The sequence below is a fragment of the Chitinophagaceae bacterium genome, assembly GCA_016710165.1.
Lineage (GTDB): Bacteria > Bacteroidota > Bacteroidia > Chitinophagales > Chitinophagaceae > Ferruginibacter.
On the sequence record JADJLJ010000004.1, the window covers coordinates 143,398 to 169,098 of the forward strand.

Here is a 25,701-nt window from a genome sequence, read left to right on the forward strand (position 1 = left end):
AAAAATAAAAAGTAAAGATTAAAAAGCAGGACCCGTTCATCTTTTTGATCTTTGACTTTTGACTTTAAGCAATATGTCATTACTGAAATACGAATCGCAACAAAGGGAGCCGCTGGTAGATGGTAATAAAGATTACCACCAGGTAACGGAAGATATCATTCGCCCCATTGAGATGAAACCAAGCCTTCTCTGGTATATAGGATTTTATATCAGTGTGGGTTTACTTTTATTCGGGGTGTATAGTGTGTACCGGGAGGTTACCTATGGTATCGGCCAGTGGAATGTAAACAAGACCATCGGCTGGGGCTGGGACATCACCAACTTCGTATGGTGGGTGGGTATTGGTCACGCCGGAACGCTGATCTCTGCCATCCTTTTATTATTCCGCCAGGGCTGGAGAACAGGGGTGAACAGGGCCGCGGAAGCAATGACGATCTTTGCGGTAATGTGCGCCGGCCAGTTCCCGATCTGGCACATGGGCCGGGTATGGATGGCTTTCTTCGTATTGCCTTATCCGAATACACGTGGCCCGCTCTGGGTTAACTTCAATTCCCCGCTGTTGTGGGACGTATTTGCGATCTCAACTTATTTCACCGTTTCATTATTGTTCTGGTACTCTGGTTTGCTGCCCGACCTGGCAACCGTACGTGACCGTGCTAAAACCAAGTTCCGCAAAATGTTCTATGGTGTTGCGTCTTTCGGCTGGACCGGGAGTACCAAACACTGGCAGCGTCATGAATCATTATCACTGGTATTGGCGGGCTTAAGTACGCCGCTGGTATTGTCGGTGCATACGATTGTATCATTTGACTTTGCCACCTCGATCGTTCCGGGCTGGCATACCACCATCTTCCCTCCCTACTTTGTAGCGGGTGCCATCTTCAGCGGGTTTGCCATGGTGCAGACGCTGATGATCGTGGTGCGTAAAGTACTGAACCTGCAGGATTATATCACCCTGGGCCATATTGAGGCCATGAACAAGATCATTGTACTTACGGGAAGTATCGTGGGTTGTGCCTATTTAACCGAGTTATTCATTGCCTGGTACGGGCAAAACCCATACGAATGGTATGCATTCAAAGAGAACCGTGCCAACTTATACAGCCCGTATGGCTGGAGCTACTGGCTGATGATGTTCTGTAACGTGGTGTCACCACAGTTGTTCTGGAGCCGTAAACTGAGAAGGAATATCACCGTTACCTTCTTCATGAGCATCATCGTGAACATCGGTATGTGGTTCGAACGTTTCGTGATCATTGTTACATCGGTGTACCGCGATTTCCTTCCTTCCTCCTGGAGTACCTATTACAGCCCCAGTATCTGGGAAATAGGTTTCTACCTCGGAACATTCGGTTTGTTCTTCACCTGCTTCTTCCTGTTTGCAAAATACTTCCCGGTAATTGCGGTGGCGGAGATCAAAGCGATATTAAAGACCAGCGGAGAGAATTATAAAGCAAAAATGACCGATATAGAGAAGGCGGATGCAGAGAAGTTTTATATTGAAGAAGTGTCACACGCACATCACTAAAAATTAAAGGTTTAAGACGTTTAAAAGTTAATATATGGCTGGAGGAATTAAAAAATTTGTTGTAGGAACTTTTGATGATGAAAAGGTATTGTTTCCTGCGGTGAAGAATGTTCGCAAGGCAGGATACAAGATACACGATGTGTACACCCCTTTTCCCGTGCATGGCCTCGATCATGCCATGGGCATCCGTGAAACAAGCCTGCACACGGCAGGATTCATCTATGCCATCACCGGTACCACAACGGCGCTTACATTCATGACTTGGGTGTTTACCAAAGACTGGCCGCTGAATATCGGCGGTAAGCCGCACTTCGCATTGCCGGCCTGGATACCCATCACGTTTGAATTAACGGTGCTGTTCTCGGCCGTAGGCATGGTACTTACTTTTTGTTACCTGTGCAACCTGGCACCCTTTGTTAAGAAACATCATTTTCATCCAAGGGCCACCGACGACCTGTTTGTGATGGCCATTGAATGTACCGGTAAGACCAATGATGCCGAAGTACAGTCTTTTTTAAAGAACGCAGGGGCTCAGGAAGTGAATGTTCAGGAAGTGGAGACCGGCTGGTGGATCGGGACCTATGATAAAACACAAAAGTTGTATAAAGAAGAAAAAGGGTATTAACAGAACAAAGAAGGGAAAAGGAATACTATTTCCTGCTTAATAATAAAGAAGTTTATCAGAATGAAAAAAACAGCCATCATAGCAACACTGGTCCTTACAACAGCGGTTGTGTTCACCAGTTGCGACAGCAAACGGCAGCCAGGTAAAATATACATCCCCGACATGGCGTACAGCCGTGCATACGAAAGCTATGCAGAAAGGGACTCTGCCATATTTACCACAGACCCGAATGATGCAGGGCATAAGATATTCTATAACAATATGGCGCCGGCCGGTACCATTGGCAGGGGAGAGCAGTTCCCTTTCAATATACCAAACGACAGTAACGGACTGATAAACCTGAGCGCCCAGGTAAAAAATCCACTGGCTCCCCTGACCGGTAAGGAACTGGAAGAAGCGGGCAGGCTGTTCAATATCAATTGTGCCGTTTGCCATGGAGCAAAAGGAGAAGCCAATGGCCCCCTTGCACCAAAAGTGGGTGGTGTGAAAAGCATCATTGCCTTGTCACCTACCTACAGCGACGGACGGATATTCTTTATAATGACCTACGGGCAGAACAACATGGGAAGTTATGCTTCGCAGCTGAGCAGGGAACAACGCTGGAGGATCGTGCAGTACATACGCACACTGGAACCAAAAACAGCTGCCCCGGCAGTTGATGCAGCACCAAAAACAGACAGTGCTGCAGTAAAAAAATAATAAATAACGAATTCACTTAAAATAAAGATCAGATGGATCATCAATTTCAACTACCGGGCAGTTATAAAAAGTGGACGTATGGCCTTATTGGCGCCGGTGTAATCGCATTGTTGTATGGATTTATCATGTTTCACCCGTTAGCACATGCAGGGCATGGCGAAAATGTGAACAGCACCCGTTTCTGGGCCGTGCTTTTACAGAACAGCGTATTCTTTTTGCTGGTGGTGAACGCAGCCATGTTCTTTATTTGTGTTACCACCATGGCCATGGCCGGCTGGGTGGTTGCTTTCCGGAGGGTCTCAGAAGCCATCTCAAGCGTAGTGCCCATTTTAGGGGTCATTACTTTTGTTATTTTAATGGCCATCGTATTTGGCGGCCGTACAGACATCTATCACTGGCTGGATACAGAGGCCGTTGCAAAAGACCATATTTTAAATGGGAAGAGCGGATTCCTGAATGCCAAGTTCTATGCCATCTGGTCTTTCCTTACCATTTTCCTTTGGTGGTTCCTGGGCAGGAAGATGAGAAGCCTGAGCCTGGAAAGCGATAAGAAAGGGCCCATGGATTATGAGACCGGGAAGAAATGGATATGGAACAATACCGTTTGGGCTTCTTTATACTGCGTGGTGTTTACCCTTACCGTAGCCTCCACCATACCATGGCTCTGGCTGATGAGTATTGATGCACACTGGTACAGTACCATGTACAGCTGGTACACATTCGCCAGCACATTTGTATCCGGTATGTCGCTGATCGCTTTGTTCGTGATCTATTTAAAGAACCGCAACCAGTTGCCTTATGTTACCGAAGAGCATCTTCATGACCTGGGTAAATTCATGTTTGCGTTCTCTGTTTTCTGGACATACCTGTGGTTCTCGCAGTACATGCTGATCTGGTACAGTAACCAGCCGGAAGAGACCAAGTATTTTATTGAGCGGATAGGAACGGCAGAAAAAGCAGGCCCGTATAAAGGCCTCTTCTTCTTCAACCTGATCGTGAACTTCCTTTGCCCGTTGCTGATATTGATGAGGAGGGGAACCAAAAGGAACTGGACCATGGTCACCATCATGGCGGTGCTCATCATCTTCGGTCACTGGATAGACCTTTACCAGATGGTGATGCCGGGAACACTGCATGAACATTTTCAACTGATGCCGTTTGAATTCGGGGTTGCCTGTTTCTTCATCGGGCTGATCATGTGGGGAGTGGGAAATTACCTGACCAGGCATTCCCTGCTGGTAAAGAATCATCCTTTCCTGAAAGAAAGCATGATCCATCATACCTAAACATTCCGTTGCTTTTGTAACAGAAGGCAGTTGAATGGGGAACCAAGTTTTTAAACAAGAGACCAGAATAATATTTACAGAAAATAACTTTGAATATGAAGGAGTTTTTAATGGTAGTTTTAGGCACGTTGATCTTCGTGGTCATCTTCCAGATTGCGAAAGCCAGTGAGTATGTGAGTGTGTTAAAGGGTGAGGAAAAGACCCGTAAACAGAATAACCGCATCAATGCCTTTTTACTGATGGGGCTGCTGGTGTTTGGTTTGATCGGGGTCTGGTACTGCAATGAATTGTTTTACGGTAAAACACTTTTTCCACAGGGTTCTGCATCGGTAGAAGGAGAAAGCCAGGACCAGATGTTTATGATTACAACGGCCGTAACCGGGGTTGTTTTTGTCCTTACACAGGTTTTATTGTTCTGGTTTTCGTATAAATACCAGGAGTCTGATAACCGCAAAGCGTTCTATTATCCGCATAATACCAAACTGGAATTAATATGGACGACTGTTCCAGCCATCTTTCTTACCGTGCTGGTTGTATTTGGTTTAAAGTATTGGTTCAAGGTCACTGCTGATGCACCAAAAAATGCTATTGTTGTGGAAGTTACAGGTCACCAGTTTGCCTGGGAATTCCGGTACCCGGGAGCTGATAAAATGTTAGGTAAAAAGGATTACAAGCTCACCACATCAAAAAATAACCTGGGCGTTGACTTTAATGACCCGGCAAGCAAGGACGATATTCATGTGAATACCACCATGCATATCCCGGTAGGCGTACCGGTAAAAATGGTGATCAATTCACAGGACGTGATCCATGATGTGGGCCTCCCTCATTTCCGTATGAAAATGGATGCGGTGCCGGGCATTCCCACCACCCAATGGTTTACACCAAAATATACTACCGCTGAGATGAAGCAGAAAACGGGCAATCCCGATTTTACGTATGAAATAGCCTGCGACCAGTTGTGCGGGGCCAACCACTTTGCCATGCGGGGAGTGATCATTGTGGAAACAATGGAAGAATACAAAAAATGGCTGGCCGAACAAACACCTGAATACGTGAGTCTTTTTGAGAAAAAGGCCTCACAGCCTGCTGTGCCGGACAGTGCCGCAGCAAAACAAACAGCACAGGCATTGCCTGTAAATAAATAATTAACCGGGTCCCGATAGCCCTGCCGGCAGGCAGGTATCGGGAAGAAAAAAAAGCAAGAAAATGAGCGTAGCTACATTACAGCATTCAGATGTTCACGGAGCACACGATGCACATCATGAACATCACCACCACGAAACGTTTATAACCAAATACGTTTTCAGCCAGGATCATAAAATGATCGCCAGGCAGTTTTTGATAACGGGTATAATATGGGCCATCATCGGTGGTATGTTCTCTGTTGTATTCCGTTTGCAATTGGGCTATCCGGAATCTACCTTCCCCTGGCTGGAAGATATTTTTGGCCATTGGGCTGCAGGGGGTAAACTTAAACCTGAATTTTATTATGCACTGGTTACCATGCATGGAACCATCCTGGTATTCTTTGTATTAACGGCCGGCCTGAGCGGAACCTTCGCAAACTTTCTTATACCGTTGCAGATCGGTGCAAGAGATATGGCTTCGCCTTTCTTAAATATGCTGAGCTACTGGTTCTTCTTTCTTGCTTCCATCATCATGTTCTGCTCTTTGTTTGTTCAAACAGGACCTGCCAGCGGTGGCTGGACAATTTATCCTCCCTTGAGTGCACTTGGTGATGCATCAAGCGGAAGTAAAATAGGGATGGACCTTTGGCTGGTCAGTATGGCCATGTTCATTGTTTCGTCTTTATTAGGGGGCCTTAATTATATTACTACCATCTTGAACATGCGTACAAAAGGAATGAGCATGACCCGTTTGCCTCTTACAATATGGGCCCTGTTCTTTACTGCTGTACTCGGTGTTCTTTCTTTCCCGGTGCTTTTATCTGGCGCTATCCTGTTATTGTTCGACCGGAACCTGGGAACAAGTTTTTATTTAAGTGATATTGTTATTGCAGGTAAGATCTTACCGAACGAAGGCGGAAGCGCCATCTTATTCCAGCATCTTTTCTGGTTCCTCGGGCATCCCGAAGTATACATCATCTTATTGCCGGCCATGGGTATGAGTTCGGAGATCATCAGTGTGAACAGCCGTAAGCCGATATTTGGTTACATGGCCATGGTGGGTTCATTGTTTGCCATTGCCATACTTGCATTCCTGGTATGGGCACACCATATGTTTGTAACGGGGCTCAATCCTTTCCTCGGATCTGTCTTCGTACTGCTTACTTTACTTATTGCGGTACCATCCGCTATCAAAGTATTTAACTGGCTTACCACTTTATGGAGGGGAAGTATCCGCTTTACACCGGGTATGCTGTTTGCCATTGGATTTGTAAGCTTATTCATCAGCGGCGGGTTAACGGGTATCTACCTGGGAAACTCTGCGCTTGACCTTCACCTGCACGATACGTATTTTGTAGTTGCTCACTTCCATATCGTAATGGGTGTGGCATCTTTCTTCGGTATGTTCGCAGGGGTATACCACTGGTTCCCTAAAATGTTTGGCCGTTACCTGAACAATACGATGGCATACATACATTTCTGGGTTACCATTGTGGGAGCTTACCTGATCTTCTGGCCCATGCACTACGAAGGGCTTGCCGGTATGCCACGCCGCTATTATGATTATTCCAACTGGGAATCATTTAAAATGTTTGGCGGACTGAATGAATTCATAAGTTTTGTTGCCATGGTCGTATTTGCTGCGCAGTTGTTGTTTGTATTCAATTTCTTCTACAGCATTTTCAAAGGAAGAAAGGTTACCACTTCAAATCCATGGGGTTCCAATACACTGGAATGGACAACACCGATCAAGCCTGGCCATGGTAACTGGGTTGGCGAGATCCCGGAAGTGCATCGTGGTGCGTATGATTATGGTAAGGACGGAAAAGAATTCATTCCGCAGAATACACCGGTGGGCGAGAATGAATCACGCCACTGACCGGGAGTGAATACGGAAGCGGTGAAGCTGAATTGACGCGTAATAAAATAAAGATTTTTGAAAAGCATAGAACCGGAGCATACCGCCATGAGCAACTCAACCTCGTTTAAGCTGGTGAGTAAAGTGAAAGATTACTTTCAGCTTATCAAGTTCACGTTGAGCTTCATGGTAGTGTTCAGTACGGTGGTTGCCTTTTTAATTGCACCCAACGAACAGTTCTATGTACGGGATAAAATAACATCAGTTCTTTTACTTTTTGTTGCAGGAATGCTGGTGACCGGTTCGGCAAATGCCATTAACCAGTTGCTGGAAAAGACATCCGATGCATTGATGAAGCGTACGGCCAAAAGACCGGTTGCCAGTGGCAGAATGGGTATGCAGGAGGCCGGGATCTTTGCCTTCCTCACAGGAGGCGCCGGGGTATTCATGATGTGGTGGTATTTCAACGTGGAAAGCGCCCTGGTGAGTTTATTCAGCCTGTTCTTGTACGGCTTTATTTACACACCCCTGAAGAAGGTCAATTCTGTTTCTGTGCTTGTTGGCGCTGTCCCGGGGGCCCTGCCCTGTTTGATCGGATGGCTTGCTGCTTTTGGAAACGGAACCATTGCATGGACAGGCGGTTGGGTGTTATTTGGCATCCAGTTCCTTTGGCAGTTCCCGCATTTTTGGGCAATAGCCTGGCTGGCGCATAAAGATTATACAACAGCAGGGTTCAAACTGTTGCCGGCAGACAAAGGACCAACCCGGTTCACCGCCATGCAAAGTATCATTTACAGTGCATTGATGATACCGATGGGGCTCCTGCCGTATTATACCGGCATCAGCGGGTTATCAAGCCTGTTTGTTTTGCTGGGCTGCAACGGGTGGATGGTTTTTGTGAGCATAATATTATTCATCCGCATGGATGCAAAAAGCGCCCGAAGGGTAATGTTCAGTTCTTATTTTTATTTAATGATCGTTTTGCTGGCATTGTTTGCAGACAGGACGGTTCATTAAAGCCGGAAAGTTAAATTAATAAATACCCGTAAGGGACAAAGAGATATGAGTAGCGTGGTAATGGAACAACGAAAAAAAATTCATCCGCATAAGTTTACCCTGTGGGTGGGCATTGGAAGCCTGGTGATGATGTTTGCAGGGTTAACAAGTGCTTATATAGTAAAACGAAACCAGGCCAACTGGCAGACATTTGAACTGCCGCAGATATTCTGGTACAGTACGGTTGCTATTTTACTGAGCAGTGTGACCATTTACCTGGCGGAGAAAGCGTTTAAGCAGCGGGAGATGAAGAAGTACAGGCAGTTACTGGCCATTACCGTGGCTCTGGGAGTTCTTTTCATGGTTTCACAGGGGCTGGGTTTTCAGCAGTTATGGGCAAGGGGAATTACGCTGCAGTCAAATGTATCGTACTCTTTTTTGTATGTGATCGTTGGTCTCCATGGAATGCATGTGCTGGGTGGAGTGATCGCTATGCTGTTCCTGTTTGCCAGGGCATTCAGCAGCAGGATAAGGATCTACAACAGCGTGCCGGTTGAACTGGTAAGCATCTACTGGCATTTTGTAGATGTGCTCTGGATATATTTATTGATCTTTTTAATGATGATACGATAAGCAAAAAGTTATAAGTAGTAAGTTATAAGTTAACTCATTAAACTTAAAACTTAAGACTTAAAACCTAAAACTTAAAACTTAGATTTTTTATTATGTCAACAACAGCGATGCCAACAAATACCAAATGGTGGAACGGGGGCCGGAGCCCTTTCAACGCCAGCTATGGTAAAGTGATGATGTGGTACTTTTTGATGAGTGATGCGTTCACCTTTGGAGCATTCCTTATCAGCTACGGTACCATCCGTTTCAGTGTTAACAGCTGGGCCGATCCGAACCAGGTGTTCAATGCATTTCCGGGTTTCGGGCACCAGAACCTGCCACTGGCATTTGTTAGTTTAATGACCTTCATTTTGATCTTCAGCTCAGTTACCATGGTACTGGCTGTGCACGAAGGACATAAAATGAACAGGAAGGGAGTTGAGAAATACATGATACTGACCATTCTCGGCGGACTTGCGTTCCTGGGTTGCCAGGCATGGGAATGGACGCACCTGCTGACCGGCGAACATATTGCCATGCTGGGCGATGGTTCATTGTCGGTAGTGCCCACTACGGTTAAGATGAATCCATGGGGAACACATGTGGCCGCGGATGCGGTAGCCGCAGCGCTGCAAAGCACCCCGCATGACAAGCTGGTTGAAATTGCTTCTACCCTGCAGCATGGAGGCGCTGCACATGATTTAACAGCCAAATCAGCCGGGGAACTTATAACTGCCATACAGGCTTCGCCTGAACTTCATGTTACCCATACAGGGCCCATTGCCTTTGGAGGATATTTCTTCGGCATCACCGGCTTCCACGGCTTCCACGTATTCAGCGGTGTGGTCATCAATGTGGTGATGTGGGCTAAAACAAGACTGGGCCATTTTGACGAAAGAGGCCACTATGAAATGATCGAGAAAGCCGGTTTATACTGGCACTTTGTGGACCTGGTCTGGGTATTCGTATTCCTTTGTTTCTACCTTATTTAAGTTGAACGGATTAAAATTTTGATAAAGAAAAATAATTCTTATGAGTGAACATGCTGCATCTTCTTCAGAAATAACCTTTGCACATGCGCCGGCAGAAGGTACCGGGCGTATCTGGAAAGTGTTCTGGCTCCTGTCTGCGGTTACTGTTATTGAACTGGTACTTGGCTTTGGACTGGCAAAACACTGGTACGGAGACCCGGCAACAAGTCATGCGGTGATCCTTTTTGTAAAGGGCGTTATCTGTATCCTGTCGCTTGCCAAGGCATTTTATATTGTATCGGTGTTCATGCACCTGGGCGATGAGATCCGGAATATGATCATGACCATTGTGGTTCCGCTTTGTTTATTCCTCTGGTTCATAGGCGCCTTCCTCTGGGACGGTGACAGCTGGAAGAACCTGCGTAATACCAATGCGGGCAGCCGTCCTGCACAAACAGAACAACATCACCAGCCCGCTGTTGATAAGGACGCAAAGAAATAGATCTCCGGTGTAGGAAATGATATATGACCATCCGCCAACCGGCGGATGGTTTTTTGTTTTATACGATAATTGGATTTCATTGCCGTAAATTTGCACCGCATATAAAAATGAACAAAAAAGCAATTTTAGCGCTCCTCCTTGCCATCGCAATGCCCCTTGCAGGGTATTTCATTGTAAAGCATTACAGCAAGGAAGCCGTGCACATGCCCCGCCGGTATTTTACACCCGATACCGTTATTGTATCTGAAAAGAACGGGAAGACCGTTACGGATACCATCTGGCATAAAGCAAAGAATATCCGGTTCACCAACCAGCTCGGTAAGAAAGTCTCACTGGATGACCTCCATGGGAAAGTGCTGGTGGTTGATTTCTTCTTTACCCGCTGCCCGAGTATTTGCCCCGGCATGGCCCGCAGTATGAAACGGCTGCAGGATTCTTTTACAAAGAACGACAGTATTGTTCAGTTCATTTCCATCAGCGTGGATCCGGAACACGATTCCGTGCCACAGTTGCGTAAATTTGCCGACCGTTATAATGCCAACCACGACACGTGGTGGTTTGTGACCGGCGATAAAAAGGAAATTTATGATTTCGCATTGAATGAACTGAAAGCAAGTCTTGCGGATACCGAAGTTGACACGGCATTCATCCATACCGAAAATTTCTTCCTGCTCGACAGTAACCGGGTTGTACGGGGTTGGTATAATGGTTTTGATACGGTGAAGCAGGCGCAACTGGTAAGGGATATCCCCCTGCTGATGCTGGAGAGAGATAAAAAAGCGCCGTCGGTATTCCGGGATCTTATTCCCATACTGCCCGTGATCTTTACCGCCATCGGAATTGTGATCGTGGTGATCGTGATCTTAAATAATAAACGGAATAAAAAGCCTTAGTAATGTTACAGCCTTCACTTAAAAAGAATGATAAAAAAGCAAGGGTACTGATCTTTACGTTGTCAGCCATCGTATTTGCTGCGGTGCTGGTATTGAGCAGGGTAAAGCTGGATGTTGACCCGGGATTTGATGTGCACCTGTTTGCGCTGGCGAATGCCGTTATCAATTCGGTTGTGGCCGTATTGCTGGTGGCCGGGCTGATCACGGTAAAACAAAAGGACCATGTATCACATAAGCAGATCATGCTTTTTGCCATCCTGCTGTCGGTATTGTTCCTGGTATCTTATATCTGCCACCACCTGTTTGCAGGTGAAACCAGGTTTGGGGGTGATGGCATCGGCAAGACGGTCTATTACATTATTCTCTTTACCCACATTCCCCTTGCCGGAATCGTTCTTCCCTTTATTTTGTTTACTGCATACCGGGCATTGACCGGAGACTATGATAAGCACAAAAAACTCGTAAGGATCACGTGGCCGCTTTGGTTTTATGTGGCCGTAACAGGGGTGCTGGTTTACCTGATGATCAGTCCGTATTACAATTAAATTTATTGCAGCAATGAATAATGCCGGCCCTGCCTTTTCATCTTTTAAAATAATGCACCGGGCCATGTTCATTGGGCAATTGGTATTCCTCGGTGTTTTGTTCTTCCTGGTTTACCGGAAAATGGTTTCGCCGCCATTGGCTGCACAGGATAAGATCTTCCAGGTAATTGCTATTGTGTTTTCAGCCGTTGCTTTCTTTGCCGGCAATGAACTCTTTAAAAAAAGGCTGGCAGCTATTAAAGATGATATTGATCTAACCCTGAAGGGAAAGTTTGAGAAATACCGTTCTGCCTGTATCATTCAGTGGGCTTTGCTGGAAGGAGCTGTTTTATTTTCCGGCATTTGTTTTTTCCTGGCAGGTAATTATGCGTTCCTGGCCCTGGCTGCCGTGCTTGCTCTTTTGTTCATGCTGCAGGCGCCGGATAAAAACAAAATGGCACTGCAGTTGGGATTAAGCAGTGCAGATGTTGAAGCGTTATAATGCTTCAACAATGATCTTGGCCGGGCTCAGGTAAACTATTTTTATGGAAATGATATCACCCGCTTTTATTCCCTCTTTAAAAGGAAGCTTTGCCTGTATCCTGTCTCCCACAACATTTACATAAATGCCATGGAGCGATACTTTATAAACGGTTGCTTCAACGGGTGTTTGAGATTTATGAAGTTTTAAGGCGGTGTGGAATTCCGGGATATAGGTATTGTCAAAAAGTTTGGCGGTTATTTTATCTTTCTTCTCCGGGTTCTCCAGCATAAAAGTCACTGGTTCATTTAATTTATCTTCGGCAGGCCTTACCTGCCAGGGCGAAACGGACACCGGGAAGAAAAGGTAACTGTCAATCTCTTTTACAAAATATTTATCTTCTGCAATTTTCAGGTAACCAAGAAACCTGTTCTCCGTTTTGGCTTTATTTACTAGGGCATCCAGGGCGGTATTGTATAAATAGCGGATGTTGGAAGCGACCATTTTATTTCCTCTTGCCGAAATGCCTGCCGTGAAGTTCACCACGTCCCCGATATGAAAATCGTGTGTCTTTTTAATAACCCCTTTCTTTTTTAACAGCCCCTGCGTTTCATCATCTACCGGCCCGTTGATCGCTTTCTTCTTTCCGTTGGCATCGTACTCGATCATCACGGTCTTTTTTTCGTGATTCACAAATGAAACCTTTCCCTGTAAAATGGTATTGGACATGATTATAAACTTAATTCAACCAGTGGATCCCAAAATCGTTTTTTAAGATCAACCACGGTATCGTTCTTAACAGCAACCCCGTCTTTCTTCAATAACTCTTCCATTAAGGTGGGTGTTGCAAAGTGATGTTTGCCGCTCAGCATCCCGTTCCGGTTAACCACCCGCTGGGCAGGCACTTTTGGTTTGGCGTTGTGGGCTGCATTCATGGCCCAGCCTACCATGCGGGCCGAAAGCTTTGTGCCCAGGTATGCAGCAATGGCTCCATACGAGGTAACCCTTCCTTTCGGGACCTGCCTCACCACATCATATACATCATGGAAAAAACTGTACTCCTTCAGCGTATCTTTTGGCCCTTCCTTTTTTGCAGGGCCCGCTTTTCCTGATTTTTTACCGGTATCTTCTTTGCCATTGTTCACTAAAGATAGCAATTCATTTCTCTTTGGTTCCGGAACATTCTTATATGCATAGGGGCAATGCCTGCAGCCGTTGCCGCAGCAATACCCCCTGTCTGAATGGTATTTGGCGGTCAAAACAATAAACCCCTGTTCATTGTAATAATAATCTTCCCCTTCAAGCCAGCTGTTCTTCATGCTTTAAAATTTCCTGCAGTTGTTTATCAATATCTTTTATTTCCGGAGGGAGTATAAACTTCAGGTAGTGTATCTTTTTGCTTTGCGCTATATCCAGGTTTTCGTAATGCGTTTTGATCTTTAATTCTTCTTTTATGTCCTGGTCTGCATACACATTATCTGAATCTTCCAGCAGGGTAATAGCATACAGGCCTGCCACTCTTTTTGTAAAAAGATACAGGTCCGGCGAATCGGTTTTAAGGTGAATAAACCCGCCCGGTTTCAGGACCTGCTGGTATAAACGCAGGAACCGGGGGTGGGTCAGCCTCTTTTTTGCCCTCGAAGTACGGAGTTGGGGATCGGGGAACGTGAGCCATATCTCGTCCACTTCACCCGGGGAGAAATAGTCGGTGAGTTTTTCGATCTGGGTACGCAAAAAGCCGGCATTGGCAATATTTTCCTGCAGGCATGTCTTTGCACCGATGTACATGCGGTTGCCTTTAACATCCACACCAATAAAATTCTTCCCCGGGAAAAGCCGGGCAAGCCCCACCGTATACTCGCCCCGGCCGCAGGCAAGCTCCAGTACCAGGGGATTGTTGTTTTTAAAAAAAACAGGCCATTGTCCCCGCATACCGGCCGGGTATTCCAGTGCATTGGAAAGGCTTTTAAAATCAGCAAAACGCTGCAGTTTTTTTTGCGCCATGGGCGGCAAAGATAATTAATCAGCCGTTGATTGGTCGCATTAAATCTCCCTGAAAACCTTCCTAAAATGCCATAGAATCAGCCATAAATAAAGTAGATTTGCATGCTACAGTAAACTAAAACTACTTATATGAATACGGTTATCGTACCAGTTGATTTTTCCGAAACATCGTTGCATGCTGCCCGTTATGCAGCCCAATTGCTTGCGGGTCATTATGGGGTAACCATGATCTTATATCACAGCTACAGCAGGTCTTCCGAAGCAGAAAAAGCAACAACTGACCTGGAAAACCTGAAAGCCGGACTGATGAAAGCGCATGTTGTGAAGATGGAGATACTGGCACATGAGGAAAGCGATTTTGTAGATGGACTCGAGAAAGCAGCCCGCCACCGCCGGGCCGACCTGGTGATCATGGGTATCACCGGAAAATCAGCCCTGGCACAGGTGTTTTTCGGGAGCAATACATTGAAAATGGCCGAAACAAAAGCCTGCCCGGTACTCATCGTTCCGGAAAATGCCGAGTTCAAACCCCTGAAGAATGTGATGCTTACTTCCGACTTTAAGAACACGGTTGAAACCACGCCTTCGGTTCCTATTAAAGATTTCTTAGACATTTTTCAGCCACAGCTGCATATAGTGAATGTTGACAAAGACCACTATATCTCCCTGACGGAAGATTATGAAAAGGAAAAGCAGGAACTGAAACAGATGTTTGCTGACTACCGGCCTGAATTTTATTTTATGCGGCTGTATGATGTGGACGAAGCCATCAATTTATTTGCAGAAAGCAGGAACATCGACCTCATCATCGCTGTTCAGAAGAATCATTCATTCATTGGCAAATTATTGAGCGGTAACCGTACTAAAACATTATCCTACCACAGCAAGATGCCGATACTGGTGATGCATGAGTGATCAAAAGACCGGCCGGTCCCTGCCAGCAGATGATCTCTTTAATCATGGCTGTCAAGTTCTTCCAGGCTATGAATTACCCGGGGATCTTTAATTTTAAAAAAGCCCGTCACTTCTTCACACAAACTTTCACGAACCGTGATCAGCAGGTTACCGGTGTTTTTATTATTGCTATAAACAGCCGCCACTTTTTCTATTGCATTATAAAATCCTTTTCCTTCCAGTTCAAGTATACCGGCCTCATCGATCACCAGCCAGGCCGGATCTTGGGTCAGTGCTTCCAGTAAGATCAAATTGGCCCTGTTGAATGCGTTAGTGTAAAAAAGAAATTTACCTACAGGCGTAAGCGGTTCATTTGTATTTTCTGGATCGGTACATTCAATATCAAAAACTTCCTTTGTGTTTACGTCGAGTATTTTCCGCCTGCCGTCCATATCGGGCATCAGCACGCCGTATATGTTTTTCTGACGGGTACACCATTGCATCAGTGCCGTGGTTTTACCGCTGTGGATGGGCCTGAAAAGATAAGGATACTCATTCTGGTTTTGATGGATCTGAACAGGTGAGGGACCAATGAACCAACGCAGAAAGGAAAAACTGCCAGCGGGCCAGCCCGGAATATTCCCTGCTTTTTTGCCAGGCCAGGCCGGTAAGCTGTCGCAGCATGGGTAGAAAGGAGAGGGTCTTTAATACCTCATCACTGTACCTGCTTTCTTTCTTCTGCAACAGTTTTTGTATGAGCCGGGTAAACAAGGGGCTGATCAGCATGAACCAGATAAGAATGGCAGACAATGTCCAGCTGAATGTTTTTACAACCGCCAGCCACCCTTGCCTGGTATCTGCAGCAAAAATAAAAAGCACAACAGATAGAACAACCAGCATCAATATCATTGCCCACAATTTCTGGTAAAGGGTTTTTCTTTTATCCGTATTCCCTTTGTATATTTCTTCATTGATCGTTTTAGTACTGTCCACTGCCAGGATGCTTTTATCAGCAAACAGGCCCTTAATGGTCTTATAAGCGATCCAGGCGATGATCATTCCGCCAATCAGATAAATGGCCAGGTAGGTGGCCACGATCCACAGGCTTCCATTGCTGGCGGAGATGCCAAACTGTTTTGCAATATATGCGACCATTTCATCCATTACCTTCCAGAAGGACTTCCCAAAGAATAAAGTAAGGATGATCAGTTTTTGAATGGCCGATTCCAGCATGGCGATGGTGCTCAATACTAAGATGCTGAAAAAATTGATCGGTAGCAGACGGAATATCCCATACCCCAGCAGGGCCTGGAAGGAAACAGCAATATAGGCGGGGAAGGGAGTGTGAGGGCTTACCATTGCTTTTACAATAAGAACGATGAGGGCGCTCTTTAAGACCTGTTTTAAATGATGCGACGAAATTTCTGCAATAAGGCTGATGATAATAACCGCCATTCCTCCTACCACCAGCCCGGTAAAAGGGACCTGCAGCGCATGCATGATGCCGCCCAGGCCCGATTCGGTAAATGCCCATAAAGCGGTCAGCCGCTGCGCAGCAGCAAGGCGTTGTCCTTCCGTCAGATTTTTATACCCCGTATTCATGTATGTAAAAAGTAAACAGGCCGGTACAAATATAAGAAACAGCCGGCAGCAGGTTTTTTACAGGAAGCTTATTTGTCTGCTTAGGTGCAATTTGTTATTTTTATTGTTGCTGCACGGTTGCTGTTTGCTTGCTGTTTTTCCTGGTTGCGCCTGTAACGGCGGTGCTGCATTTAAATTTATATCAATGAACAAGGAAGCCAACAAATTCATGCGGAAAGCGATCCGCATTTCGGTAGCAAACGTGGAAAAGCAAAAGGGCGGCCCCTTCGGGGCCATCGTGGTAAAAGACGGAAGGATCATTGCCCGGGGCTCTAACCAGGTCACTTCCAGCAACGATCCCACGGCACATGCAGAAATAGTAGCCATCCGAAAAGCCTGCAAGGCGCTTAAGACCTTTCAACTGACCGGTTGTGAAATTTACACCAGTTGCGAACCCTGTCCCATGTGCCTGGGCGCCATCTACTGGGCCAGGCCCGATAAATTATTTTATGCCAGCAGCAAGGAAGATGCAGCAGCCATCAATTTCGATGATAAGTTCATTTATGAGGAAATAGCAAAGCCTGTTGAAGAAAGGAAACTTTTTACCAAACAGGTGCTGCGGGAAAAAGCACTGGAAGCCTTTGAAAAATGGAAGATAAGCCCCAATAAAATCGAATATTGATGATCCGTTTTATTCTAAACGATAAACTGATCGAAACAGAACTTCCATCGGGGAGTACGGTGCTTGATTTTGTGCGCTGTCACAAAAGACTCACCGGTACCAAGATCGGTTGCCGGGAAGGAGATTGCGGCGCCTGCACTGTTTTAGTGGGAGACTTTGATCTCCATAGCAATGGGGGTGACAAACTGGTTTACCGCTCCATGACGAGTTGCCTGATGCCCCTGGGCAATGCACAGGGAAAACATATTGTTTCGGTGGAAGGGATCAACCTGCCTGCCGGTAGGCAAGGCATGAAAGAATTGTCGCCGGTACAACAGGCCATGGTGGATACCAACGGTACCCAATGCGGATTCTGTACCATTGGCTTTGTGATGTCCCTTACCGGCTTCGTACTGGATGAAAATACAAAACAATACGGGGAGGCCATTGCTTCGATAGATGGGAATATATGCCGGTGCACCGGCTATAAATCCATTGAAAGGGCAGCAGCAATACTTTCGGAGAAGATGAATGACAAACCCGGCAAAGAAACAATTGCCTGGCTGGTGAAAAAGAAATTCATCCCTGAGTATTTTTTGCAGATCAAAGACAGGCTTATTCAATTAAGAGAAACAGCAGCGCAACAGGCAAACGGCCATTCAGAACAAGGGCTGATGATTGGTGGCGGCACTGATCTTATTGTACAAAAGGCGCTGACTGTAAAAAGATCTTCTGTTCAGCATTTGTCTGATAACAGTGAATTGCACGGGATAAGATCTGAGAACGGGCGATGCTATATCGGGGGTGCTGTAACAGTTACTGCCTTTGCTGAATCGAAACGGATGCAGGATATTTTTCCTGGCCTTCCGCAATACATCAAACTCATTTCCTCCACACCCATCCGCAACATGGCCACCATGGCGGGTAATATCGTTAATGCTTCCCCCATTGGCGACATGAGCATATTTTTCCTGGCGCTGGATGCTGAACTTGTATTGAACAGGATCGGGAAAAAAAGGACCGTAAAGCTCAGGGATTTTTATAAGGGATATAAAGAGACCGACCGGTCTGCTGATGAACGCATGGAGCAGATCGTTTTCACTCCCCCGCAAAAAGACCAATTCAGTTTTGAAAAGGTCTGTAAGCGAACACACCTCGATATTGCCAGCGTGAACTCGGCATGCCAGGTAAAACTGGATGCAGGCGGCCTGATCGAAACGATTCATTTATCTGCCGGGGGCGTAGCGCCTTTTCCCAAATACCTTACTGCCACAGCAGATTTTTTGAAAGGGAAAATGATCAGTGCAGCAGTACTGAAAGAAGCAATTGCTGTAATGAATACAGAGATAGCGCCCATCAGCGATGCAAGAGGTACGGCAGATTACAAACGGTTATTGCTGCGGCAATTATTCCTGGCACATTTCAAAATTAAAGAAGAACTGATCCGGCAGGTTGTTGGAGTATAAAACAAGGGAGCCACCGTAGTGAATAAAGACACAAAAAATACAGGCAATCTTTTCTCTCTGCCAACTGGCGGAGGCGGAAATATTGATGCGGTAAATCACGTAACAGGAAGCTCTGTTTATGTGGATGACATCCCCGTGATGGAGGGAGCCTTGTTTGTAAAGGTTTTTGATTCACCGCTGGCACATGGCAAAATAAATAAGCTTGATTTTTCTGCAGCTGAAAAGCTGGATGGTATTGTAAAAATATTTTCCTGTAAAGACATCCCGGGGGAGAACCAGGTCGGCGGCATCATCCCCGATGAACCCTTTTTAGCTGACCAGGAAGTTCACTACCGTGGGCAACCGGTTTTGCTGGTGGTGGCAGAAAACGAAGACGCTGCTGAGGAAGCCATCAAAGAAATTAAAATTGAAATTGACCCACTGCCTGTCATCACCGATCCCCGGGAAGCCTTCAAACAGGGAAATTTATTAAGCCCTTCAAGAAAATTTGTAAAGGGAGACGTGGCCGATGCTTTCACAAAGTGTAAATATATTTTTGAGGGAAGGGCAGAATCCGGCGGACAGGAACATCTTTACCTCGAAACGCAGGGAGCCTATGCTTATCCAACCGAGCACGATAGTGTGAAAATATTTTCCTCCACACAGGGCCCCACACAGGTACAGCGTACGGCAGCAAGGGTATTGGGAGTAGGGATGAATCATGTAGAAGTGGATGTGCCCCGTCTTGGCGGCGGCTTTGGCGGCAAGGAAGACCAGGCATCGGCATGGGGTACCATGGCGGCTATGGCAGCATGGATATTAAAACGCCCTGCCAAATGCATTCCGCACCGGATGGAAGATATGCGGATGACGGGTAAAAGAAATCCGTACAGCACGGATTATAAGATCGGGCTGGATGAAGCGTATAACATCCTTGCTTACGAAGCTACTTTTTACCAGAACGGAGGTGCGGCTGCAGACCTTTCACCAGCCATTTTAGAACGCACTTTATTTCATGCCAGCAACAGTTATAATATCCCGCATGTAAAAGTCACTGCACATTCCTGTAAGACAAACCTGCCTCCCAATACCGCATTCCGCGGCTTTGGCGGTCCGCAGGGAATGTTTGTGATAGAAGCTGCGATCGATCATGCGGCAAAAAAACTACGGGTTGCCCCGGATATTATCCAGCAGAAGAACCTGATGAAGAACGGCGACGAATTTCCCTACGGTCAGATCGTTTCGGAATGCCAGGCACAGCCATGCTGGGAAGAAGTGATGAAGGAATACGATGTGGAAGCAATAAAAAAAGAGGTTGATTCCTTTAACCGGCAAAATCAATTTCATAAAAAAGGATTTTCACTCATGCCGGTTTGTTTCGGGATCTCTTTTACCAACACCATGATGAACCAGGCAAGGGCATTGGTGCATGTATACTCAGACGCAACAGTGGGAGTGAGCACAGGAGCTGTGGAAATGGGACAGGGGGTGAATTCGAAAATGCTGCAGGTGGCTGCCACCTGCTTTGGTATCTCTCCCCAAAAAGTGAAACTGGAAAGCACCAATACATCAAGGGTCGCCAATACATCCCCTTCCGCGGCAAGTTCTACTGCCGACCTGAACGGCAAAGCATTGCTGGATGCATGCAACCAGGTAAAAGAACGGCTGCTCTCATTCATTAAAACGGAATTGACGGATGAAGAAGGTGCAGATGTGGAAATAAAGGAGGAGGTTGTTCATATAAACAATGAGGCCTCTGTATTCAACTGGAAAAATGTGGTTCAGCAGGCTTTTCTCAAACGCATCAACCTGAGCGCCAAAGGACATTACGCCACGCCGTTCATTCATTATGATAAGACAATAGAGAAGGGCCATCCATTTGCATACCATGTTTATGGTACAGCACTTACAACTGTAACAGTTGACTGTTTGAGGGGAACGTATGAAATTGATGCCGTAAAAGCGGTGCATGATTTTGGCAGCAGTATGAACCGGGCCGTTGATCTTGGCCAGTGCGAAGGCGGGATCGTTCAGGGTATCGGCTGGATGACGATGGAAGAAGTGGTTTATGATGCCGAAGGGAAATTATTATCCAATGCATTGTCAACCTATAAAATACCCGACATCTATGCTGTTCCCAAGACCATTGATGTGAAATTCCTGAATACCGACGGAAATGAGATGGCCATCTTCCGGTCAAAAGCAGTAGGAGAGCCACCCTTGATGTATGGCATCGGAGCCTACTTTGCCATCCGCAATGCTGTTCTGTCATTTAATCCGGCTGCCGGTATCCCCTATTCGGCTCCCATCACGCCGGAAAAGGTATTGATGGCTTTATACTCCAACAATGGCAGGTAAACGATCCATATACAGTAACCGTTGCTGGCTGGATGGAAAACTTCAGCCTGCAACAATTTGTTTTGAGCATAGCCTCATCACAGAATTATTCACGGGTAAGACCGAAGGGGCTGAAGACGCCGGTGACAATATCTTGATGCCGGGGATCATTGATGCCCATGTTCACATCAACGAACCGGGGAGAACAGACTGGGAAGGATTTGATACGGGTACCCAGGCTGCTGCCGCGGGCGGCATCACCACGATTGCCGACATGCCGCTGAATGCAAGCCCGGTCACCACAAACGTGAACGCATTCAATGAAAAATTGCATGAATCAAAAGATAAACTGCATGTGAATGTCGGTTTCTATGGGGGACTGATCCCGGGGAATCAAAATGACCTGGAAGGTTTGATACAGGCAGGCGTACTTGGTATTAAATGTTTCCTTACCCATTCCGGCATTGATGAATTTCCGAATGTTACGGAGAAAGAACTTGATGCAGCCATGCCGGTCATCGCAAAATATCATATTCCCCTGCTGCTGCATTGTGAGCTGGAGGGGGAACGTACCGATCAATTGATGAAATACCCGACCAGCTATGCGGCATACCTGGCCAGCCGGCCAAAGGCATGGGAGAACGAAGCGGTTGACCTGGTGATAAAGCTTTGCCGTAAACATCGTTGTGCAACACATATCGTACATGTATCATCCGCAGAAGCGTTGGGGAAGATCCAAAAAGCAAAACAAGAGGGATTGCCTTTGACGGCAGAGACCTGCGCTCATTATATTTACTTTAATGCTGAAAATATTCCCGATGCAGACTGTTTATATAAATGTGCGCCACCCATCCGTGAAAAGGAAAATAATGAACTGCTGAAAAAAGCATTGAAGGACGGAGTACTGGATTTTATTGCTACCGATCATTCGCCTGCACCACCGGCTATTAAGGAACTGGAAAGCGGTAACCTGCAAAAAGCATGGGGCGGTATTGCCGGCCTTCAGTTTTTGTTACCTGTTGCATGGACGGCCATGAAAGAGACCATTTCCCTGGAAAAATTCATTCCTTTGCTTACGGAACACCCGGCTGCGTTTTTACAGACAGATCACCGGAAAGGAAAACTGGCTGTTGGATATGATGCTGATCTGGTTGTGTGGAACCCGGAAGAAAGATATGAAGTGAAGACGGAAGATATCCTGCACCGGCATAACTGCAGCCCGTATACCGGGCAGCGATTATACGGAACGGTGCAGCAAACAATCATAAACGGGATGACGGTTTACGGTAATAAAAAAATAATTCAGAAAAACGCAGGACAATGGCTTTTGAGAAAGTAAAAGAAATAATTAAAGAAGCTCCGGCATTCACCCGGCTAACAGATCTTGCTGCGGAAAGGCTGGGAGGGAAGGTCCTGTATGCCACCGATGATTTCTTTGCGGAAAAGGAGAACCTGATCAAACCCGGCCGGGGGATCTTTATTGCAGATAAATATACCGACCGTGGCAAATGGATGGATGGCTGGGAAAGCCGCCGCAAACGCACACCGGGCCACGACTGGGCTGTAATACAACTAGCTGCACCGGGTAAAATTGCCGGCTTTGATATTGACACTAATTTTTTTCTTGGCAACCATCCACCCCATGCATCTGTTGAAGCAGTAAATATTCCCGGCGATCCGGCGATCAGCGATTGGGATACCGCTGCATGGAAAGAGGTATTACCCAAATCACAGCTCGATGCCGGTTCACAGAATTTTTATGAATGCAAAAGCGATGAGATCTGCACCCATATCCGCCTGCATATTTACCCGGATGGCGGTGTGGCAAGGCTAAGGGTATATGGGGAGGTATTCAAGAACTGGGATGCTGTTTCTGCTGCTGAAGAACTTGACCTGGCTGCAGCGATCAACGGCGGCAAGGCCATCGCTTGCAACGACATGTTCTTCAGCGCCATGGGTAACCTGATTATGCCGGGCCGTGGCATTAATATGGGGGATGGCTGGGAGACCAGGCGCAACCGTACTCCCAACAACCGTGACTGGGTGATCCTTAAACTGGCTCACAAGGGAAATATTGAACGCATTATAGTTGACACATGTCATTTCAAAGGCAACTATCCCGATAGCTGCTCTATTGAAGCCTGCATGAGCGGTAATGATGATGAAGTGATCAATGATAAAGTACAATGGCAGGTATTATTGCCGCAACAAAAACTACGTGCTGATAGCGAACATGAATTTACAAAAGAAGTAAATAGCGGAAACAGCTTTTCTCATGTAAGGCTGAATATCTTCCCCGATGGCGGTATCAGCAGGCTGTGTTTGTTTGGTAAGAAAAAGAATTAATAATGCTTGGGATCATTTTATTTTCGGTACTGGGATTCGTTTTGATCATGCTTACCATCATGACCTATTACCTCCGTAGTATAACCCGGCAGGTTGATGCGGACGATGAAGCCGGCCTGGATGTAGAAAAGAAGAAAGAAGAAATTGCTTCCTCGCAGAACTTTGTTTATACCGCATTGGTCCTGGTATCGGTGGCAATGGTGGCATCGCTTTACCTGTATGTAAGCGGCACGGCATGGGAGTCGCATTTAATGGAATGGATGAATATTGTGCTGCGGCTGATGCACGTTACTTTCGGCATTGCATGGATCGGGGCTTCTTTCTATTTCGTTTTCCTGGAGAACGCACTCAATCGCACCAAAGATGTACGGGATGAGCTCGCCGGTAACCTCTGGGCGGTACATGGCGGAGGATTTTATTACCTCGAAAAGTATAAAGTTGCTCCGAAGACCATTCCGAAACATCTTCATTGGTTCAAGTACGAGGCCTATTTTACCTGGGTTACCGGTTTTTGCCTGTTGTTTGTGGTGTATTACTTTAATGCATCGGCGCTCCTGGTTGATAAGAATATCCTGGATATCAGCCCGCTTGCTGCCACAGGCATAGGGGTGGGTTCTTTTATCGTAGGGTGGGTCATTTATGACCTGCTTTGCAAATCACCGCTTATTAAAGAACCAATAGTATTTACGCTGGTTGGTTTTGTGGCTTTGGTCGGGTTTGCTTATTTCTACTCCCATGTTTTCAGCGGCCGTGCCGCATACATACACTTCGGTGCCCTGGTCGGAAGCATTATGGTGGCCAACGTTTTCTTTGTGATCATTCCTGCGCAGAAGGCCATGGTGCGTGCTGCAAAAAGGGGGCTGCCCCCGGACCCGCAACCGGGAAAAAATGCACTGAACCGCTCCCTGCATAATAATTATTTCACCCTGCCGGTTTTGTTCGTGATGATCAGCAATCATTTTCCCACCACGTTCGGGTATGAACAGCCCTGGCTGGTACTTGTCATTATTTCTTTGGGAACTGCTGGTGTAAAACATTACCTTAACCTCCGGGAAAAAGGACAATTGGCGGTGTGGGTATTGCCGGTATCTGTGGTGATCCTGCTGGCCGGTGCATTCATCTCTGCCCCGCCCAAAGACCCGGGAGCCTGCAATTCAAAAATTGAATTCAGCGAAGTGAATGCCATTATCCAGGCAAGATGTGTAAGCTGTCATTCATCCAAACCAACGGACGATGTTTATAAAGCGCCCCCCAACGGCGTGATCTACGATACGCCGGATGATATTGTAAGAAAGGCAGCCCTGATCATGCAGCGGGTGGTGATAACGAAGACGATGCCGCAGAACAATAAGACGAACATCACACAAAAAGAAAGGGATATACTGCGCTGCTGGATCGAACAGGGTGCACCCGTAAAGTGATATATAAGTAATAAGTATAAATGTTCCGTATGACAATAAAAGCGTTCAATAAATTGGGCAAGGCAGAGAAAACAAAGCAACTGCTTGCTTGTTGTGGTTCTTCCACGTGGGCTGACCTGATGGTAAAGCAATTTCCATTTTCCGGCGAAGCGGACCTGGTCAATGCAGCAACCGATGTCTGGTACAACCAATGCAACAGCATCGACTGGCTTGAGTCATTTACAAATCATCCCAAAATAGGCGATCTGAAAAGCCTTACTAAAAAATTTGCCGGCAAGGAACAGGCCTCCGTAGCCGCTGCTTCCAAAAAGACCATTAAGGCTCTTGCGGATGCCAATGCAGCCTATGAAGCGAAGTTCGGGTTCATATTCATTGTTTGTGCAACCGGGAAAACTGCAACAGAAATGTTGTGCCTGCTGGAAGACAGGTTAAGTAATACGATCGGGGAAGAACTGCATATTGCCATGGGCGAACAAATGAAGATCACCATACTCCGCTTTCAAAAATTTATTACCGAAGGCGATTGGAGCGTTTTAAAGCAGGGCCAGCTTACCACGCACGTGCTTGATACTGCAGTGGGTAAGCCGGGGAAAGGGATCAGCGTCCGGTTACAGATACCGGTAAACGGCGTTTGGCAAAGCATCGCTCAAGGCATTACAAATAGCGATGGAAGGGTTGGCGATCTGTTACCCGCTCAAAAAAAACTGGCTCATGGGAATTATAAACTGGTTTTTGATACCGGCAGTTATTTTGCCGCTCAAAAAATAAAAGGTTTTTATCCCGAAGTGGATATCCAGTTCATTGTTTTTGATGATGCACATTATCATGTACCGCTGCTGGTCAATCCTTTTGGCTATTCCACTTACCGCGGAAGTTAAAGATCAACCGCAAAGACACGAAGACGCTA

At 46.3% G+C, this 25,701-nt stretch carries 25 protein-coding genes and 1 pseudogene; 21 read left to right on the plus strand and 5 right to left on the minus strand.

The features are described 5' to 3' along the window. The first annotated feature begins 73 nt into the window (after positions 1-73). From nrfD to IPJ02_15370, 13 genes are all read left to right on the plus strand, one after another. Positions 74-1,528 (plus strand): polysulfide reductase NrfD, encoded by a 1,455-nt coding sequence (gene nrfD / locus IPJ02_15310; GenBank protein ID MBK7376860.1) that lies wholly within the window; start codon positions 74-76, stop codon positions 1,526-1,528. Between the two features lie 34 nt (positions 1,529-1,562). Beyond that, on the plus strand, positions 1,563-2,153 hold the full coding sequence (locus IPJ02_15315; GenBank protein MBK7376861.1) for a DUF3341 domain-containing protein: 591 nt from the start codon (positions 1,563-1,565) through the stop codon (positions 2,151-2,153). A gap of 60 nt (positions 2,154-2,213) precedes the next feature. After that, positions 2,214-2,852 carry a cytochrome c gene (locus IPJ02_15320; protein MBK7376862.1) on the plus strand — a complete coding sequence of 213 codons (639 nt, stop codon included), beginning with the start codon at positions 2,214-2,216 and terminating at the stop codon, positions 2,850-2,852. 32 nt (positions 2,853-2,884) lie between these two features. Beyond that, entirely contained in the window at positions 2,885-4,138 is a 1,254-nt protein-coding gene (locus IPJ02_15325; GenBank protein MBK7376863.1) for a quinol:cytochrome C oxidoreductase, read from the plus strand. A 95-nt stretch (positions 4,139-4,233) separates the two neighbouring features. Beyond that, a complete protein-coding gene (locus tag IPJ02_15330) occupies positions 4,234-5,286 on the plus strand; it encodes a cytochrome c oxidase subunit II (GenBank protein ID MBK7376864.1) in 1,053 nt (350 codons plus the stop codon). Between the two features lie 61 nt (positions 5,287-5,347). After that, on the plus strand, positions 5,348-7,147 hold the full coding sequence (locus IPJ02_15335) for a cbb3-type cytochrome c oxidase subunit I (protein ID MBK7376865.1): 1,800 nt from the start codon (positions 5,348-5,350) through the stop codon (positions 7,145-7,147). Positions 7,148-7,234: 87 nt separating this feature from the next. Further along, on the plus strand, positions 7,235-8,143 hold the full coding sequence (gene cyoE / locus IPJ02_15340) for a protoheme IX farnesyltransferase (protein MBK7376866.1): 909 nt from the start codon (positions 7,235-7,237) through the stop codon (positions 8,141-8,143). 45 nt (positions 8,144-8,188) lie between these two features. Then, entirely contained in the window at positions 8,189-8,755 is a 567-nt protein-coding gene (locus IPJ02_15345; protein MBK7376867.1) for a heme-copper oxidase subunit III, read from the plus strand. A gap of 92 nt (positions 8,756-8,847) precedes the next feature. Beyond that, positions 8,848-9,726: a cytochrome c oxidase subunit 3 gene (locus IPJ02_15350; protein ID MBK7376868.1), complete on the plus strand. Its 879-nt coding sequence runs from the start codon at positions 8,848-8,850 to the stop codon at positions 9,724-9,726. 40 nt (positions 9,727-9,766) lie between these two features. Continuing rightward, positions 9,767-10,207 carry a cytochrome C oxidase subunit IV family protein gene (locus IPJ02_15355; protein ID MBK7376869.1) on the plus strand — a complete coding sequence of 147 codons (441 nt, stop codon included), beginning with the start codon at positions 9,767-9,769 and terminating at the stop codon, positions 10,205-10,207. A gap of 107 nt (positions 10,208-10,314) precedes the next feature. Beyond that, positions 10,315-11,100: an SCO family protein gene (locus IPJ02_15360; protein MBK7376870.1), complete on the plus strand. Its 786-nt coding sequence runs from the start codon at positions 10,315-10,317 to the stop codon at positions 11,098-11,100. Positions 11,101-11,102: 2 nt separating this feature from the next. Beyond that, on the plus strand, positions 11,103-11,645 hold the full coding sequence (locus tag IPJ02_15365) for a DUF420 domain-containing protein (GenBank protein MBK7376871.1): 543 nt from the start codon (positions 11,103-11,105) through the stop codon (positions 11,643-11,645). Positions 11,646-11,658: 13 nt separating this feature from the next. Next, a complete protein-coding gene (locus tag IPJ02_15370) occupies positions 11,659-12,126 on the plus strand; it encodes a hypothetical protein (protein ID MBK7376872.1) in 468 nt (155 codons plus the stop codon). On the opposite strand, the gene IPJ02_15375 is transcribed toward IPJ02_15370, so the two are convergent. From IPJ02_15375 to trmB, 3 genes are read right to left on the minus strand one after another with little or no spacing between them, the layout of a single operon-like run. Continuing rightward, positions 12,121-12,834, minus strand: a complete 714-nt coding sequence (locus tag IPJ02_15375) for a hypothetical protein (GenBank protein ID MBK7376873.1) — start codon at positions 12,832-12,834, stop codon at positions 12,121-12,123. The genes IPJ02_15370 and IPJ02_15375 overlap by 6 nt on opposite strands. A gap of 2 nt (positions 12,835-12,836) precedes the next feature. Further along, positions 12,837-13,424, minus strand: coding sequence for an MGMT family protein (locus IPJ02_15380; protein MBK7376874.1), 588 nt, complete (start codon positions 13,422-13,424; stop codon positions 12,837-12,839). Continuing rightward, a complete protein-coding gene (gene trmB, locus IPJ02_15385) occupies positions 13,405-14,109 on the minus strand; it encodes a tRNA (guanosine(46)-N7)-methyltransferase TrmB (GenBank protein MBK7376875.1) in 705 nt (234 codons plus the stop codon). The genes IPJ02_15380 and trmB overlap by 20 nt, the downstream gene beginning before the upstream one ends. A gap of 129 nt (positions 14,110-14,238) precedes the next feature. On the opposite strand from trmB, the gene IPJ02_15390 reads away from it, so the two are divergent. Further along, positions 14,239-15,024 carry a universal stress protein gene (locus IPJ02_15390; GenBank protein MBK7376876.1) on the plus strand — a complete coding sequence of 262 codons (786 nt, stop codon included), beginning with the start codon at positions 14,239-14,241 and terminating at the stop codon, positions 15,022-15,024. 38 nt (positions 15,025-15,062) lie between these two features. Here the strand turns inward: IPJ02_15390 and IPJ02_15395 are convergent, their stop codons facing one another. Both IPJ02_15395 and IPJ02_15400 read right to left on the minus strand, forming a co-directional pair. Beyond that, positions 15,063-15,506, minus strand: coding sequence for a hypothetical protein (locus IPJ02_15395; GenBank protein MBK7376877.1), 444 nt, complete (start codon positions 15,504-15,506; stop codon positions 15,063-15,065). Between the two features lie 49 nt (positions 15,507-15,555). Beyond that, positions 15,556-16,605 carry a hypothetical protein gene (locus IPJ02_15400; GenBank protein MBK7376878.1) on the minus strand — a complete coding sequence of 350 codons (1,050 nt, stop codon included), beginning with the start codon at positions 16,603-16,605 and terminating at the stop codon, positions 15,556-15,558. Positions 16,606-16,789: 184 nt separating this feature from the next. Here IPJ02_15400 and IPJ02_15405 point away from each other — a divergent pair, with 184 nt between their 5' ends. The 7 genes and pseudogenes from IPJ02_15405 (at position 16,790) to uraD (ending at position 25,312) form a co-directional block, all read left to right on the plus strand. Next, a complete protein-coding gene (locus IPJ02_15405) occupies positions 16,790-17,266 on the plus strand; it encodes a nucleoside deaminase (protein ID MBK7376879.1) in 477 nt (158 codons plus the stop codon). Next, the gene (locus IPJ02_15410; GenBank protein MBK7376880.1) at positions 17,266-18,711 is read left to right on the plus strand and encodes an FAD binding domain-containing protein; all 1,446 of its coding nucleotides are present in this window, start codon (positions 17,266-17,268) and stop codon (positions 18,709-18,711) included. Before IPJ02_15405 ends, IPJ02_15410 begins: the two co-directional genes overlap by 1 nt. A gap of 138 nt (positions 18,712-18,849) precedes the next feature. Then, complete coding sequence (locus IPJ02_15415) at positions 18,850-21,048, plus strand: molybdopterin-dependent oxidoreductase (protein ID MBK7376881.1); 2,199 nt, start codon at positions 18,850-18,852, stop codon at positions 21,046-21,048. Beyond that, the gene (allB, locus tag IPJ02_15420; GenBank protein ID MBK7376882.1) at positions 21,038-22,366 is read left to right on the plus strand and encodes an allantoinase AllB; all 1,329 of its coding nucleotides are present in this window, start codon (positions 21,038-21,040) and stop codon (positions 22,364-22,366) included. Before IPJ02_15415 ends, allB begins: the two co-directional genes overlap by 11 nt. Then, positions 22,348-23,373 carry an allantoicase gene (alc, locus tag IPJ02_15425; GenBank protein ID MBK7376883.1) on the plus strand — a complete coding sequence of 342 codons (1,026 nt, stop codon included), beginning with the start codon at positions 22,348-22,350 and terminating at the stop codon, positions 23,371-23,373. Before allB ends, alc begins: the two co-directional genes overlap by 19 nt. A 197-nt stretch (positions 23,374-23,570) precedes the next feature. Beyond that, positions 23,571-24,794 carry a urate hydroxylase PuuD gene (locus tag IPJ02_15430; GenBank protein MBK7376884.1) on the plus strand — a complete coding sequence of 408 codons (1,224 nt, stop codon included), beginning with the start codon at positions 23,571-23,573 and terminating at the stop codon, positions 24,792-24,794. A gap of 29 nt (positions 24,795-24,823) precedes the next feature. Further along, a pseudogene (gene uraD / locus IPJ02_15435) lies at positions 24,824-25,312 on the plus strand (2-oxo-4-hydroxy-4-carboxy-5-ureidoimidazoline decarboxylase). The last annotated feature ends 389 nt before the right edge of the window (positions 25,313-25,701 follow it).